This window comes from Pseudomaricurvus hydrocarbonicus (assembly GCF_011602365.1).
In the GTDB taxonomy this organism is placed as follows: Bacteria; Pseudomonadota; Gammaproteobacteria; order Pseudomonadales; family Cellvibrionaceae; genus Pseudomaricurvus; species Pseudomaricurvus hydrocarbonicus.
Genome location: NZ_JAAONZ010000010.1, coordinates 160320 through 175302, shown reverse-complemented (window position 1 = coordinate 175302; position 14983 = coordinate 160320). Strand labels below are relative to the sequence as shown.

At 55.4% G+C, this 14983-nt stretch carries 12 protein-coding genes; 7 read left to right on the top strand and 5 right to left on the bottom strand.

Annotation, left to right across the window (positions count from 1 at the left end):
* Window positions 1-368: 368 nt before the first annotated feature.
* The gene (locus G8770_RS13835) at window positions 369-791 is read left to right on the top strand and encodes an MAPEG family protein (protein ID WP_167187789.1); all 423 of its coding nucleotides are present in this window, start codon (window positions 369-371) and stop codon (window positions 789-791) included.
* Between the two features lie 91 nt (window positions 792-882).
* On the opposite strand, the gene G8770_RS13830 is transcribed toward G8770_RS13835, so the two are convergent.
* Together G8770_RS13830 and G8770_RS13825 are read right to left on the bottom strand one after the other, a co-directional pair.
* Window positions 883-4011, bottom strand: coding sequence for an efflux RND transporter permease subunit (locus tag G8770_RS13830; protein ID WP_167187787.1), 3129 nt, complete (start codon window positions 4009-4011; stop codon window positions 883-885).
* Window positions 4008-5291 carry an efflux RND transporter periplasmic adaptor subunit gene (locus G8770_RS13825; RefSeq protein WP_167187784.1) on the bottom strand — a complete coding sequence of 428 codons (1284 nt, stop codon included), beginning with the start codon at window positions 5289-5291 and terminating at the stop codon, window positions 4008-4010. The genes G8770_RS13830 and G8770_RS13825 overlap by 4 nt, the downstream gene beginning before the upstream one ends.
* A 596-nt stretch (window positions 5292-5887) precedes the next feature.
* Here G8770_RS13825 and G8770_RS13820 point away from each other — a divergent pair.
* The 4 genes from G8770_RS13820 (at window position 5888) to G8770_RS13805 (ending at window position 10520) form a co-directional block, all read left to right on the top strand.
* A complete protein-coding gene (locus G8770_RS13820) occupies window positions 5888-8284 on the top strand; it encodes a Tex family protein (RefSeq protein ID WP_167187782.1) in 2397 nt (798 codons plus the stop codon).
* A 51-nt stretch (window positions 8285-8335) separates the two neighbouring features.
* Window positions 8336-8788, top strand: a complete 453-nt coding sequence (locus G8770_RS13815; protein ID WP_167187779.1) for an EVE domain-containing protein — start codon at window positions 8336-8338, stop codon at window positions 8786-8788.
* Between the two features lie 138 nt (window positions 8789-8926).
* Window positions 8927-9877: a ChaN family lipoprotein gene (locus G8770_RS13810; protein ID WP_167187777.1), complete on the top strand. Its 951-nt coding sequence runs from the start codon at window positions 8927-8929 to the stop codon at window positions 9875-9877.
* 169 nt (window positions 9878-10046) lie between these two features.
* Window positions 10047-10520: a CBS domain-containing protein gene (locus G8770_RS13805; protein WP_167187774.1), complete on the top strand. Its 474-nt coding sequence runs from the start codon at window positions 10047-10049 to the stop codon at window positions 10518-10520.
* Between the two features lie 134 nt (window positions 10521-10654).
* Here G8770_RS13805 and G8770_RS13800 read toward each other — a convergent pair whose 3' ends face one another.
* A complete protein-coding gene (locus G8770_RS13800; protein ID WP_279537163.1) occupies window positions 10655-11680 on the bottom strand; it encodes a zinc-binding alcohol dehydrogenase family protein in 1026 nt (341 codons plus the stop codon).
* A gap of 26 nt (window positions 11681-11706) precedes the next feature.
* Between G8770_RS13800 and G8770_RS24410 the strand changes: the two genes are divergently transcribed.
* Window positions 11707-11832 (top strand): hypothetical protein, encoded by a 126-nt coding sequence (locus tag G8770_RS24410; RefSeq protein WP_279537162.1) that lies wholly within the window; start codon window positions 11707-11709, stop codon window positions 11830-11832.
* Between the two features lie 133 nt (window positions 11833-11965).
* On the opposite strand, the gene G8770_RS13795 is transcribed toward G8770_RS24410, so the two are convergent.
* Both G8770_RS13795 and G8770_RS13790 read right to left on the bottom strand, forming a co-directional pair.
* On the bottom strand, window positions 11966-13171 hold the full coding sequence (locus tag G8770_RS13795; protein WP_167187772.1) for a kynureninase/PvdN C-terminal domain-containing protein: 1206 nt from the start codon (window positions 13169-13171) through the stop codon (window positions 11966-11968).
* A gap of 103 nt (window positions 13172-13274) precedes the next feature.
* Window positions 13275-14057, bottom strand: coding sequence for a tryptophan 2,3-dioxygenase (locus G8770_RS13790; RefSeq protein ID WP_167187769.1), 783 nt, complete (start codon window positions 14055-14057; stop codon window positions 13275-13277).
* A 451-nt stretch (window positions 14058-14508) separates the two neighbouring features.
* Here G8770_RS13790 and G8770_RS13785 point away from each other — a divergent pair, with 451 nt between their 5' ends.
* Window positions 14509-14715 (top strand): cold-shock protein, encoded by a 207-nt coding sequence (locus G8770_RS13785; protein ID WP_167187766.1) that lies wholly within the window; start codon window positions 14509-14511, stop codon window positions 14713-14715.
* Window positions 14716-14983: the final 268 nt, after the last annotated feature.

Sequence of the window (14983 nt, the reverse complement as noted above, 5' to 3'; positions counted from 1 at the left end):
CTATGCCGATCAGGAACTGGAAGCCCGCGCTAAACCGGTTTACTATCGAATTTGGTGAGCGGGTAACGGCTCATCTTTGACGCGTCACGGGACGTTTACACAGTTATCAGGACACTCTCCCGAGAGCCACTCATTACGTCGATTTAGCGCGTCCCTTTTCTACTTACCCGGACTCCCCCGCAGTGCTCACATGCAACCTTATCGGCGGTATGTGGCCTGTGCCCCCCTCCCGATCATTGCGTTCATAGCCCGCTGGGGTTGTATCATAGCGCAATCGTTGCTGTTACTGGTTGCTGCGACTGGCTACTATACAGGGCGTTTCTTTTACCCCGTAACGCAGGGCTTAATACAATCATAAGGAGTGGAGTGTGTCTCAAACTGTAATCTTTCAACCCGTCATGGCCATGTTGATTTTAACCGGTGTGGTTTGGTTGGTGCTATTTGCGCGGCGGATACCGTATCTGACGGCCAATAAAATTGATGCCGAACAGCTGAAAACCCCGAATCAGGTTTCGATGCTGGTGCCCGATGACGTCAATGCCCCGGCCAATAATTTCAAAAACCTGTTCGAAGTGCCGGTGGTGTTTTACGTGGTGTGTATCGCCGCCTACGCCCTGGGACAGGTCGATGGCCTGTTGATGAATGGTGCCTGGGCGTTTGTCATCTTGAGAGTGATTCACTCCCTGGTTCACTGCACTTACAACCGGGTATTGCACCGCTTTCTGGCGTATCTGGGTGCCAGCGTGGTGCTGTGGTTTATGGTGATCAAGGTGGCCCTGTCTGTTTTTTAAGCGCAGGTGGCATTTACCGTTCGAGCGCGCAAGGCTGGACGGCCGGTCACAAAGACCACACTGTTCAGCCTCTAGCCCAGCAGACCGCCGGTCAGGTTTTTTCAAATTCCAGCGGTCCCCGACTGATCTTTTCCCCAGCCAGTCGGGCTTTAATGCGCTCAGCCAGCAGATACAAACTGGGCACCAGAATCAGCGTGACACCGGTGGCAAACAGCACCCCGAATGACAGCGAGATCACCATGGGAATCAAAAAGCGGGCCTGTGTGCTGGTTTCGGCCATGATGGGCACCAGGCCGATAAAGGTGGTGACCGACGTGAGGATGATGGGGCGAAAGCGGTCGAGCCCGGCCTGTACCACGGCGGCGAAAACTTCCATGCCCTGATGCCTTAACTGGTTGATGCGATCGAGCAGCACCAGGTTGTCGTTCACCACGACTCCGGCACAGGCAAAAAACCCCAACATTGACATCATACTGACTTCCCGCCCCATGATCAGATGGCCAATCACGGCCCCCATAAAGCCAAAGGGGATCGCCGTCAGGATCAGTACCGGTTGCCAATAGGAGCCGAACGCCACGGCCATCAAACCGTAAATCACTAAGATCGCCAAGCCAAAATTGCGGGTGGTGGACACCAAAAACTGACTTTCGTCTTCCATGTCGCCGGTGATTGTCAGGTCGAACCCCGGGTATTGTTGGCGCCAGGCCGGCAGGTTGTTTTTCAGCAGGCTGGCCACAATTTCGTTGGGCTCCCCTTTGCCTTCGGCCACCTCGGCGGTGATGGCGATGGCACGTTTGCGGTCAATGCGGTCGATTTGAGTGTAGCCGGGCACAAAGCGAATGTTGGCAACGGTCTCCAGGGGAATGGCCCGGCCATCGGCCGTGCGTACCCGCATTTCGCCCAGCTGGTCGACGTCGTTACGCTCTGCCTTGGGGTAGCGCACCATCACTTTGACGTCTTCCTTGCCCCGGGGAATGCGTTGCGCTTCTTCCCCGTAAAACCCCTGCCGAACCTGACGGGCAATGTCGGCCAAGCCCAGTCCCAGCAGTTCGGCATTGGGCTTGAGGTCAATCTCGATTTCACTGCGGGCTTCGGTCAGTGAGTCGCGTAAATCATACACACCGGGGTAGGTCGACAGGGCCGTTTTGACATCGTGTATGGCCTGTAACATGCGTTCATGATCATCAGCCCCCAGAGTCAAACGCAAGGTGATGTCTTCACTGATGGCATTGATGGTGGCGCTTTCTTGTATTTGCTCGGCGTCGTTGATGGGACCGACCAATTCTTTCCAGCGATTGAGAATGTCACTGGAGGATACCTTCTGGTTGTCTTGCGGGTTGAGCGTCACCGTCACCAGTGCCTGATTTTGCCAGGCATAGGATTGCATGTCTCCGAGCAGCCCATGGTCATCTCCGTTAAACAGTTGCGGGTCTGTTTTCAGCTGCTCCAGGCCCTGCTCCAGTTGTTTCAAAATCAACGCCTGGGTGCTAAAGGGGCTGCCCTCGGGTACGCTGACCTGAATGCGGATGAAGTCGGACGTCACCACGGGCATAAAGGTTCGGTGCATCCAGCCACCACCGTATAAGGCCGCGGACAGTCCGAAGGCAATCAGAAACAGCGAGATGGTGGTGCCGTTGTTGCGCAGCATTTTGAGAAGACCGGGGCGGTAAACATTGACGGCGAACGCATTGAGTCCGTGGGCGAATTTCCCCCGGGTTTGGCTGAGCCTGTTGCTCCAGGCATGGGTGGAGGGTTGCTCGGGTTTCAGGTGGGAGAGGTGGGAGGGCAGAATCAGCAGGGATTCCAACAGCGAGAAGGCCAGTGCCAGAATGACGACGATGGGGATGGCGTAACTCATGTCGCCCATACCGCCCGGTATCACCAGCAGTGGCGCAAAGAAAATCATGGTGCTGACGACGGCAAAAAAGACCGGCTTGCTGATGGCTTTGGCACCGCTGGCGGCAGCGGCATGTCCTTTAAGCCCGCTTTGCTGTTTAGAGTAAATGCTTTCGCCGACAATGATGGCATCGTCCACCACAATCCCGAGCACCATCAGAAACGCAAACATGGAAATCATGTTCAGGCTGACGCCAAACAGCGGCAGCAGCCACAGCGCTCCCAGAAAGGCGATCGCGATGCCCACGCACACCCAGGCGGCCAGCGCCGGGCGCAAGAACAGCATCAGAATGACAAACACCAGTACCAGTCCGGAGAGAGAGTTTTTCAGCAGCAGGTTCATGCGGCCTTCGAACAATTTTGACCAGTCCTGCCAAACCGTGATTTCAATGCCCGCAGGCAGTTCCTGATTCGCCTGGACGAGGTAGTCATTCACCGTCTTGGCTATATTGATGATGTCGGGTTTTTCGGTGCTTTTGACCTCGAGGAAAACGGCCGGCTTGCCGTTCAGGCGAGCAATGATATTGTCTTCCGCAAAGCCGTCCGTCACCGTGCCGACGTCACCAATGGTGAGCTGGCTGCCGTCTTCGTGGCTGTCCACCACAATGCGTTCAAAGTCGCTGGCGGAATAGGCCTGGCCGCGCGTTTGCAGCTGGATATCGCCGGTGTCAGATTTGATGGTGCCGGCGGGCAGGTTGAGCGAGGCCTGACGCACGGCGTTGACCACCTGCTCAAAACTGAGATTGTAATGCCGCAGGTTGTATTCGGAGATTTCCACGGCCATTTCATCCGGCCGGGTGGCTTTAATATTGACGATGGAAATGCCGGGCAGCAGTGCAATTTCATCGCGGATTTTTTCACTCGCTTGTTTGAGGGCCGCTTCGCTGACATCACCATAAATGCCCAGGCTCATGATCTCCCGCTGCCAGAGAGCTTCGGTGATGATGGGTTTTTCCGCGTCGGCGGGAAAGGTCGAAATGGCGTCGACCCGGGCTTTGATATTGTTGAGCAGGCGCTGGGAGTCGTAGCCATTGATGGCTTCTGCCTGCACCGTGCCGAGGCTGAGCCTGGCAGTCGAGGTGATTTCTTCGATGCCTTCCAGGTCGGCAATGGCTTCTTCCACCCGCTTCACCACTTGTTCTTCCACTTCCACCGGACCCGCCCCGGGGTAGGGAATGTCAACCCGGATGAGGTTGGTTTCCACCCCCGGAAAGACTTCCTTGTTGAGACTGGCGAGATTGCTTAAACCGCCCAGGATGATGACCACCATGAGCAGGTTGGCGGCAATGGGATTTTCAACGAACCACTGGATCAACCGATTCATGAGCCGGCAACTTGTTTATGTTCGATCTGGGGTGAGACCACGATGCCTTCACTCAAAAAGCTTTGCCGTCCCACCACGATGGGCTCGCCTTTCTGGAGGTCTCCGCGAATCCAGGCCTGCTTGCCGTTGGAATGCAGCAGGGTGACGGTCTTGTCATGCACTCGATTCTGCTTATCCAGGGTATAGATGTGGTTGCGTTTGAATAAGGCCGTGTGCGGGATGGTAATGACGTTTTCCAGTTCACGCCCCTGAATCTCGGCCTCCACAAACAATCCGACGATGAGGGGGGCCTGCACCTGGTCGTTGTTGAGAAAATTGCCGGTGACTCTAAACGGATCCTGCACTTCGGCGATGGCGTAGTAAAGGCGGGTGCTGGTGTCGAGGCTGGCTTCGGTGCGGGCAATGTGTCCCTGCCAGAAGTAGCGTTTGCCCGCGATGATCGCGCTGATGGAAACGGCCGGACCGCGCGGGTTTGCTGTTTTTTTCATGGTCGTAATCACCGGTCCCGGTCCCGCCCCTGAGTCTACATCCGGGGCAGCCCCGGTGTTACCGGCGTCAAACCCCAGAGGTAAATCGACCAGCGCTATTTGTCGGTCGGTCAGCGGCAGTCGTATGACGGCAACGCTGGTGTCATAGACACTGGCGATAGGGGTGCCGGGGGTGACGTATTGCCCCATATCGACCTGGGTTTGGCGGATACGGCCATCAAAGGGCACGCTGACGTTAGTGCGCTCAAGGTTCAGTTGGGCTTGCTCATAGTCGGCTTGTGCCGATTGCAACAGGGCTTGCGCCGCCGCCAGTTGCGGTTGGCGCAAAAACAGCGCGTTTGCCTCTTTGTTGCCGAGATCCCGCCACTCCCGCTGGGCCTGCCGGTTGCGGCCGCGCTCCGTGGCGAGCACTTGTTGGGCATCGGCGACCTTGGCCTCGGCCCGCAGCAGGGCGACGTTGTAATCCCTTGGGTCAATGGTGACCAGGGCTTTGTGGGCTTTGACAAAGGCGCCATCGACAAAATGGGGATCCACCTGGGTGATTCGGCCGCTGACCTCTGCCACCAGGTCGATTTCCCGCCGGGGGGCGACGGTGCCCTGCGAGTTGACGGTCAGGGATTGTGTTGAAGGCGCGGCGAGAATGACGGCGACTTTTACCGGGGGCGGCGGTTGCACGGGGGTGGGTTCGGGGGCGGGTTTGAGGGTCGCCACAGCCACCACGACGAGTCCGCCAAGGATCAGGATGATGACAGGTTTTAGACTGGGGTTAAGCTTGAGCGTGCGCCAGGTCACAGCAGGTTCCTTGCAGTATTTTATGGCAATTCTCTGAAGTGTGATCCATACACCCTAGTCTGATCATGATAATTCGCAATTTCAACTGCTGAAACGGGGTGCGAGGAGACCAAATACCGGGGGTTCAGAGGGCTATTATTCTACAGCCTGCCATTTGTGTTGTTTTATTTAAGGTTTTAAACGCCAAAAGTCGGCAGATGAGTGATTTTTCATCAGTTTAGCCAGTGCGATAGGCTTCTGTCTCCAGCCTTTACCGATCTTATCGCGCGACCATAAAACCGCCGCAAAAACAAGGCTGTTTTCATCCGCACCATTTACGCATAATGACCCACCAGCCCCGAGCTCAGAACGCACGGGGCCTGCCGGTTTGTTATCTGGCTCCTGAGTGATGAGGTATCGGGAGAGTGATTATTGCAAGGGTGACATGCTGGCACCTTGGCCAGAGGGATTTTAAGTGCCCGACAGGGCCGTTAACGGATTTGAAAAACAGTTTTTGACCGTCAGTGCGACACGCTCACCGCAGCGCTTCAGGACTGCCCGTATAACCATCAGATTCGCCCGTCTTTTAAGAGTTTTATCTATTAAGAGTTTTATCTATGAAAAGTATTTCCGCCCGTATTGCCGAAGAAATTGGTGCTCAGGAGCAGCAGGTCAATGCTGCCGTTAGTTTGCTGGATGAAGGTGCCACCGTACCGTTTATCGCTCGCTATCGGAAAGAGGTCACCGGCGGGCTGGACGATACCCAGATGCGCAACCTCGAAGAGCGTCTGCGCTACTTGCGGGAACTGGAAGATCGCCGTGCCGCGATCCTCAAAAGCATTGACGAGCAGGGCAAACTGACCCCTGAACTGACCGCAGACATCAACAGCGCCGAGACCAAAAATCGTCTCGAAGATCTGTACTTACCCTACAAGCCCAAGCGTCGGACCAAGGGTCAGATTGCCAAAGAAGCCGGTCTGGAGCCTCTGGCCAATGACTTGCAAGCGGACCCGACGCTGGCCCCCGAGGTGGAGGCCCTGAAATACATTGTTGGCGGTGAGCTCAACGACAACAGCGAAGAAGCGCAAAAAATCACCGACCTCAAGGCCGCCCTGGACGGCGCCAAATATATCTTGATGGAGCGCTTCAGTGAAGACGCCAACCTGCTCGGGCGGCTGCGGGACTTCCTCAAGACCGAAGGCACGATTACGGCCCGGGTGATGGATGGCAAGCAGGCTGAAGCGGCCAAGTTCCAGGATTATTTTGAGCACGATGAGCCCTTGAAGAGCATTCCCTCTCACCGGGCCCTGGCCATGTTTCGCGGCCGCAATGAGGGGTTCCTGTCCATTGCGGTGACGGTGGGTGATGCTGAAGACCGCACCGTCGCCCATCCCTGTGAAGCCATGATTGCCGACTTCTGGGAGATCCGCGATCAGGGGCGGGCGGCGGATAAATGGCTGGGTGAAGTGGTGCGCTGGACCTGGCGGGTGAAATTGCTGACGCATCTGGAAACCGATCTGTTGGGTGAGATTCGCGAGCGCGCGGAAGAAGAGGCCATTCACGTGTTTGCCAGCAACCTGAAAGACTTGCTGCTGGCCGCCCCGGCGGGTCAGAAGGCCACCATTGGTTTGGATCCCGGCTTGCGTACCGGTTGTAAAGTGGCGGTGGTGGATGCCACCGGCAAGGTGCTGGACCACTGTGCGATCTACCCGACACCACCGCAAAACAAAGTGCGGGAAGCCGAAGCGGTGCTGGTGAATTTCTGCAAAAAATACGATGTGGGCTTGATCGCTATCGGCAACGGTACCGCCTCGAGGGAAACCGACAAGTTTGTCGGTGATATGTTAAAAGCCCATAAAGACATCCAGGCGCAGAAAGTGATGGTGAACGAAGCGGGAGCGTCGGTTTACTCCGCGTCAGCATTTGCGGCGAAAGAATTTCCGGACCTGGATGTAACCATCCGCGGGGCGATTTCCATTGCCCGCCGTCTGCAAGACCCACTGGCGGAGCTGGTTAAGATTGAACCCAAATCCATCGGTGTGGGTCAGTACCAGCACGATGTGTCACAGACTCAACTGGCACGATCACTGGAAGCGGTGGTCGAAGATTGTGTGAACGCGGTGGGGGTAGAAGTGAACACCGCCTCGGCGCCCCTGCTGGCAGCGGTGTCCGGATTGAACCAAACGCTGGCCAACAATATCGTTGAGTTCCGGGATCAAAATGGTGTCTTCACCAGTCGCGAAGCGTTGAAAAAAGTGCCGCGTTTTGGCGCAAAAACGTTTGAACAGGCGGCCGGTTTCTTGCGTGTGGCCGGCAGTGAAAACCCCCTGGATGCGTCAGCGGTGCACCCTGAATCCTATTCGGTGGTGGAAAAAATTGCCGCCAAAAACGCACGCCCCATCAGCAACCTCATGGGTGATTCTGCGTTCCTGCGGGCCTTGAAGGCTGCCGATTACACCGATGAAAAATTTGGGGTGCCGACGGTTACCGACATCATCAGCGAATTGGACAAGCCCGGTCGAGATCCGCGTCCGGAGTTTAAAACCGCGCGCTTCCAGGACGGCGTGGAGAAACTCTCGGATCTGGAACCGGGCATGATCCTGGAGGGTACGGTCACCAACGTGACGGCCTTCGGGGCGTTTGTGGATGTGGGGGTTCATCAGGATGGTTTGGTACACATCTCCGCGCTGTCGAATACCTTTGTTAAAGACCCGCGCGAAGTGGTCAAGGCCGGCGACATTGTGAAAGTCAAAGTGATGGAAGTGGACGTGGCGCGCAAACGCATTGGCATGTCCATGCGCCTTGACGACACTCCGGGAGAGCAAACCTCGGTCGCCGGTGAACGTCGCCCATCCCGTCGCCAGAACCAGGGCAGCAGCCAGCGCAGTTTTGGCGGCAACGGCGAGCGCAAATCCAGCGCGGGTCGCTCCGGTGGTGGCCAGAGCAAATCTGCCGAAGGTACCATGGCGGCGTTGTTTGCGCAGGCGAACAAAAAGAAAAACGGTCGACTGTAAACGGTTGCCGGTGCGTGTTTTTTATTCGGCGAGGTTAGGGAGAGTGAAAGCGTGAAGTATTGGCTGTTCAAATCCGAGCCGGATGAATTTGGTATTGATGATCTGGCGGCTTGTCAGCGCGAGCGCTGGGATGGTATTCGCAACTATCAGGCCCGCAATTTATTGCGCGACGAAGTGGCGGTGGGTGACCAGGTGTTGCTCTACCACAGCAGCTGTAAAAACGTGGGGGTGGCCGGCATTGCCGAAGTCGTTGCCGGCGCCTATCCAGACCCGCTGCAGTTTGATCCCGACAGTAAATACTTTGACCCCAAATCGTCGCCAGACAAGCCGCGCTGGATCTCTGTCGACATCGCATTCGTGCAAAAATTTGCCCGGGTGTTGCCGTTACAAACCATCAAAACCATGCCGGCACTGAATGAGATGGTGCTGGTGAAACAGGGGCGCTTATCGGTACAACCGGTGCGCGCGCAAGAGTGGCAGGCGATTGTCGCTGCAGTGGGTTGAGCGTGTCATGCGGTTTACGTGATGGCCTCGATGCTTGCTTGACTCGGCGCTGGCTTGAACAGACCCGGTGTTTCCTTGAATCGTCAGACGGGTTCATGCAATCGTCGACGCCTTGACCGAGTCAGGAGGCGATGGCCCATGGCATTTTTGAGACCGTTCGCGGATGTGACATACACGATGATGTCGACGGTGGCCGTGCTGATGATGGCCCTGTTGTGGGTGAACACGGGCAGCGCGGACGCCTGGAAATCACCACTGCTGCAGGATCACCCTTTGGTGGGAAAAATCGTTGAGCAGAAAACCGGGCGGGAACTCTCTTTCGCCGAACTCGTCACTCGTCTCACACGCTACCCGGTGATCTTGATTGGTGAGAAGCACGATAACCCGGATCATCATGTGTTTGAGTCCCAACTGCTTTCTGCCCTGGTCGACGCTGAAACGGCGGTGGTGTTTGAAATGCTCGATGACCAGCAGCGTTCAGCGCTCAACAGTCTGCCCGCAGAGCTTTCTCTCGAGACCTTGAAAACACAGCTGCAGTGGCCACCACAAGGCTGGTCCTGGGAGGATTATGGCCCGCTGTTTCTCCAGGTGATTGATCAGGGTGGGCTGCTCAGGGCGGGCAATATCGATCGCCCGACCATGATGAACATCTACCGCAAAGGTGTGTCATCGCTCATGGACCAACCGCGCTTTGCCTCCATTGCATCACTGCAGCAGGATCTGCAGTTACCGATACTGGATCTCGTGTTTGAATCCCACTGCGGCAAGATGGACAAGGACAAGCTGCAGCCAATGGTGGAGATTCAATGGGCCAAAGACGCCAGTATGGGCTTTGTGTTGGCGCAATCCCGGATGCCGCGAAGCGTCATGATTGCCGGTGCGGTTCACGCGCGCAAGGATATCGGTATCCCAAGACATTTGCCGACCTCGCTTCACAGTGTCACGCTGTTGCTGAGGGAGGTGGCGCCGGACAAGTTGCAGGCGGATCAGTATTCCGCCATGCAAACCGATCAGGCTGGCGCGGTGCAGGCGGATTATGTGTGGTTCAGCCCCATGGCCACCGATGAAGACTACTGTGACCGGTTGTGAGCCGTCGACCGTAGATCCTTGTTGGTAAGGGCGGCCGCCCCTTGTGAGCGACTGTCTTTCCCGCTAAACCCACAAAATCTTCCATTTTTTTGAATTTCCCCGGGCCGGTGGTAGGCTTAGGTCAAGACGTTGGCGATTTTTCAGACAGGCATTCTGTGGAGACAGGCCCATGAAAACCGATCTTTGTGCTCAAGACATCATGACCCCCCACGTATTGATGGCCTATGAAGGCTGGTCGATCAGACGCTTGTCTGGATTCTTTATGAAAAACAAAATCAGTGGTGCGCCGGTGATTGCCAGTGATCACAGTCTGGTGGGGGTGGTGACAGTGACGGACATTCTGTCGTTTGAAACTAAGTCCTGCGAGGAAAAAAGCGAGCTGTTGCAAGAGGTTTACGCCGAGTATGTGGGGCAAACCTACGATGACGATATTTTGCAAACCATGATGTCGAAAGCCGATGAAAACTGTACGGTAAACCAGGTCATGACCCGGCACGTGATCAAAGTCGACGGTAAAGCCGGTTTGCAGGAAGTCGCCTATATCATGTTACAGCATGGCATTCGCCGGATTTTTGTGACTGAAAACGGTCTTATCTGCGGTGTGATCAGTACCCACAACATCCTGACCGCCATCGCTCAATAGCGTTGGTGGCTGTCTGTCTTAGGCCTCCAGCCTGAAGCACTGGTGTCACGCTGCCCGCTGTGAATTGCCCGAGAGGTTGTGAGCGGGGCATGGTGGCTGTCTATACTCTGTTATCATGATGGCTGGTCGGGGGGTTAATCCCAGCCCGCCAAAACCACCTTGCCAATCGCGTGACCGCTTTCCAGAAACGCGTGAATCTTGCGCAGGTTTTCCGCCGAAATGGGCATCAATACCTCTTTCATCGTGCCTTGCAGTATGCCCAGGTCAATGCCGTCAGCGACTTTATTGAGCAGTGTCTGCTGTTCGATCATATCCGCCGTTTGAAACATGGCGCGAGTGAACATGAACTCCCAGGAAAAACTGGCGCTTTTGCTTTTCAGCAGGCCGAGGTTTACCGGTTGCTCGGTTTCCACGATGGAGCAGATGTGGCCCTGCGGTGCGATGGCGTTGGCCATCGCGCTCCAGTGCTGGTCGGTGGCGTTGAGGCAGAGAATGTAATCCACCTGCGGCGTATTGATCGCTTTTAATTCCTCGTCAATGGCATTGCGGTGGTTGATGACCTGATCGGCGCCCATGGTCTTTACCCAGTCAACGGTGTCGGGTCGTGACGCGGTGGCGATGACGTTCAGCTTGGCGATCTGTTTGGCCAGTTGGGTGGCAATCGAACCCACCCCGCCTGCCGCGCCAATGATCAATAAGGATTTGCCGGCATCCAGCCCCTCTGCGGAAATGCCCATTCGATCGAACAGGGCTTCCCAGGCGGTAATGCTGGTCAGGGGAAGCGCTGCCGCCTGAGCGAAATCCAGACTGCTGGGCATCTTGCCGACAATGCGTTCATCGACCAGTTGGAATTCACTGTTGCTGCCGGCGCGGGTGATGTCGCCGGCGTAGTAAACGCGATCCCCCACTTTGTAGTGTTCGACATCGGGGCCGGTGGCCACCACTTCACCGGCAGCGTCCCAGCCGAGTACCCGTGGCGCGGTTTCGGTCTGCTCTTTAGGGGCACGTATTTTGGTGTCCACCGGATTGACGGAGATGGCTTTGATTTCCACCAGCAGGTCGTGACCTTGCGGGGCTTCGGGTTTGTCTATGATGACATCGAGCAGGGACTGTTCATTTTCAATCGGTAGGTATTGATATAAGCCGACGGCTTTCATCATGCGGTCTCCATGCAAGGAATTGTGGGTTGACGTTTGTGTCATCAAGTTTGCCGCTTGGCAGCCTGGATCTCGTCCGCTGGGTATTCAGTGGCGCCTTGATTCCGTTTCGCGATGAGCGCCACCGCACCATTGAGCCGATGACCGCATCGTGAGGCGGATCGTCCTATGTTTCGCCGGCACTCAGAGCGCCTGAAATTTCAGTTGGCTACCATAGCGCCAATAAAAATTGTGCGCAATTGTGGCGGTCTGCTTTCACGGGACAATTCGAATTAAGTGAGCGCCCACTTATGCAAAATCAACAAGGCTCATCGTTGCCGCCAGAATGTTCATCGCTTTATCCATTTGCGCTCGAGTGATGTAGGGGGCAACACCAAACCGTAAATAGTCTCCGCGGCAATCTGTCAGCACGCCTTGCAACTTCAATTGCTCACAGAGAGCGTTGGCTTTGGCGCTGCGCAACGATAAAAAGCCGCCGTTCATCGACAGCGGCTGGGCGTGCGCGCGCTCAATGTGAGCGCGCGGCAGTTTCAATTCGCTGAAGGCGTTGGCCAAATACTGAATCTGTGTCTGGTAATGGTGTTGCAGCACGGTTTTGGTCAGGCCTTGCTGTTGAAAAAATTCAACCACCCTGGCCGCCCTGAATTGGGAGGTGGGGTCGTAGGTGGCGGTGGCAAATTTTTGATGGTCACTGTTGAAACCTACCGGTTGTGGCCCTCGAGGTTGATCCAGGTCTGAGAAGGACGCGTACCAGCCGGTCATCACCGGCTTCAGTGGGCAGTCCTCCGGGTAGCGGAGAAAGCAATTGCCTTCGCCCCACTGTAAATATTTATAACCCCCTGTCACCAGATAGCAGTGTTGCAGTTGCTCTCGCTGGATCGACAGCGGTGCGACATGAGTGCCGTGGTAGTCGTCTATCAGCATGGGGACCTGGTGCGCTTGCGCAGCCGCGGCCATGGCCTGCAGTGACGGTTGAATCAGGGAGGTTTCAAAATAGACACGGGATATCATCACGGCCGCGGTGCGATCGTTGAGTTGGTCGATCAGGCGATCCGCAAAGGATTCGATGGGATGGCTTGCAACCTGAATGACCTCGATTCCCATTTCCTGCAAGCGATGCAGCTGGCGATAGAGTGAGTGGAATTCACCGTCGGTGGTGAGGATGCGCGGCTTACGCTTGAGGTCCAGGGCGGATAACCAACTGCATAATAACAGGTGAGTGTTTTCCGCCAGGCAATACTGCCCACGATCATCGTCGTACCAGTTTTTTAAATAGTTGCGCAATACATTGGCTTTTGTGAGCGCGGTTTCCCATTTTTCATCCACGTGCTGAGCAGCACAGTCGAACGCTTCCAGTTGTCCTTCCCGCGCCACATCGGGCCAGGCTTGGTGAGAGTGTCCGGTAAACAGCAGGCGCTGGTCGACAGCAAACCGGGAGTAGTGGGGAGCCAGTTGCTGTGCCAGAGTGTCGAAGTCTTTTGCGGGAGTGGGCATTGCGTTACCGGGGCCTCTTTTTATTGGGTTATGGCGTGGGCCGGGGGGGCAGACCCGGGTGACTCCACAGTGACGTTGTTACTGGCTGAGGCTATGGATGTTCTTACAGGTGCGCGCGCACCGCCCACAGGTCAGGAAAGATGCTGCGGTGCAAGGTGGAGCGCAGGTAGCTGGCGCCGGGGGAACCACCGGAGCCGGGCTTGGAGCCTATGGTGCGCTCGACCATCTTCACATGACGATAGCGCCACTCCTGCAACCCTTCATCAAAATCCACCATTAACTCGGACACCAGACTGGCTTCCGGATCCTTGCGGATGATGTCCGCCAGCTTTTCCTGCAGCTGCTCATCGCCACTGTAAATCAGCCCTTCGCTGTGAGTCGGCACCGGCAGCGGTAATTGATGCTGGCGTGTGTTCAGGTATTCAATAAAACAGTACCAAAGGGTCGGCTCTTGCATGCGCTCTAGCAGGCGCTGGTAATGCTGGGGCACACTTTTCTGCAATTCAATCGCCACGGGTGAGTGCATGCCACAGAGGATTTCCACTTCGCGAAATTGCCAGGATTGAAAGCCGCTGGAGCTGGCGAGAAATTTTCGGAAGCTGATGAACTCCAGCGGCGTCATGGTTTCGAGAATATCGATCTGGCTGACCAGGGTCTTAAAGATGGTCAGAATTCGGCGATAGGTTTTGGCGCTGCCCCAGGTCTCTCCAGCGCTCAGGTTGCTGCGCAGCTTGCCCATTTCGTGCAGTACCTGTTTGAACCAGAGCTCGTAGGTTTGGTGAATGATGATGAACAGCAGCTCATCGTGTTCAGGCGGGTCGGATTGCAGCTGCTGCAGCTGCAGAAGTTCGTCAACTTTTAAGTAGGAGCCGTAGGTCAGCGTCATGGTGAAAGTGCTTCTTCGGGCAGAATGACAGGGGTTAATACTCAGTGTAGTCATTAACTTCACGGCGTAGTACAAAAGTATAAAGTGATCGCCGCTGCCCGGTTGCGGGGTGAGCAAAAACCGGCAATCGCGCTTGCGGGATTGAAAGGAAAAGTAAAGCGAGAGTGTTATGACGGCGCGGCAAATTAGCCTTGCCGGCTGATTTCAGCGCCTAAATTGGAATATTAACAATCTATCTGCCAGATATTGAAAATAACTGTTGACTCGGCCGTAAGCTTGTTTATAAGCTAGAGGCCGCTTGAAAGTGCGACTGAATATTTATGCACACCATTTCGAAGTCCGTATTGAGTACCTCGTCCTGTTTTCATAAGTAAGTAGCAACACACTTCAGCACAGCCGCCTTTTTTATAGGGCAATTTTTACTATTGAAGAAAGATTAGGATTTACACAAATGTCAAAGACTACCGGTACGGTTAAATGGTTCAACGAATCTAAAGGTTTTGGTTTCATCGAGCAAGAGTCTGGTCCAGACGTATTCGCTCACTTCAGCGCCATTCAGGGTTCAGGTTTCAAAACTCTGGCTGAAGGCCAAAAAGTAGAGTTCACTGTAACTCAAGGTCAAAAAGGCCCACAGGCCGAGGACATCGTTCCTCTGTAAGTCTCAGACTACTGAGATGACCTAAAAAAAGGAGGCTAAGGCCTCCTTTTTTGTGCCTGTCGTTTGCGTTTACCCACGAAATATTGAAATGTATGGGCAATGGGGCAGGCGATCTGTGCTTTTCCGCGGTGCTGCGCGCGAGGTGCCGTGACGGGGTTCTGGGTCTGAGCTGGCGACATCATTGGGGCCAGCGGCGGAACCTGAGGTGATGAAGAGAACATAAAAAAGGAGGCTGTAAGCCTCCTTTTTTGGGGTTTTTACTGCGGTT

Coding starts and splice junctions, on each gene's coding strand:
- G8770_RS13830 (WP_167187787.1), bottom strand. CDS start 4,011: ATGAATCGGTTGATCCAGTGGTTCGTTGAAAATCCCATTGCCGCCAAC.
- G8770_RS13820 (WP_167187782.1), top strand. CDS start 5,888: ATGAAAAGTATTTCCGCCCGTATTGCCGAAGAAATTGGTGCTCAGGAG.
- G8770_RS13810 (WP_167187777.1), top strand. CDS start 8,927: ATGGCATTTTTGAGACCGTTCGCGGATGTGACATACACGATGATGTCG.
- G8770_RS13805 (WP_167187774.1), top strand. CDS start 10,047: ATGAAAACCGATCTTTGTGCTCAAGACATCATGACCCCCCACGTATTG.
- G8770_RS13800 (WP_279537163.1), bottom strand. CDS start 11,680: ATGATGAAAGCCGTCGGCTTATATCAATACCTACCGATTGAAAATGAA.
- G8770_RS13795 (WP_167187772.1), bottom strand. CDS start 13,171: ATGCCCACTCCCGCAAAAGACTTCGACACTCTGGCACAGCAACTGGCT.
- G8770_RS13790 (WP_167187769.1), bottom strand. CDS start 14,057: ATGACGCTGACCTACGGCTCCTACTTAAAAGTTGACGAACTTCTGCAG.
- G8770_RS13785 (WP_167187766.1), top strand. CDS start 14,509: ATGTCAAAGACTACCGGTACGGTTAAATGGTTCAACGAATCTAAAGGT.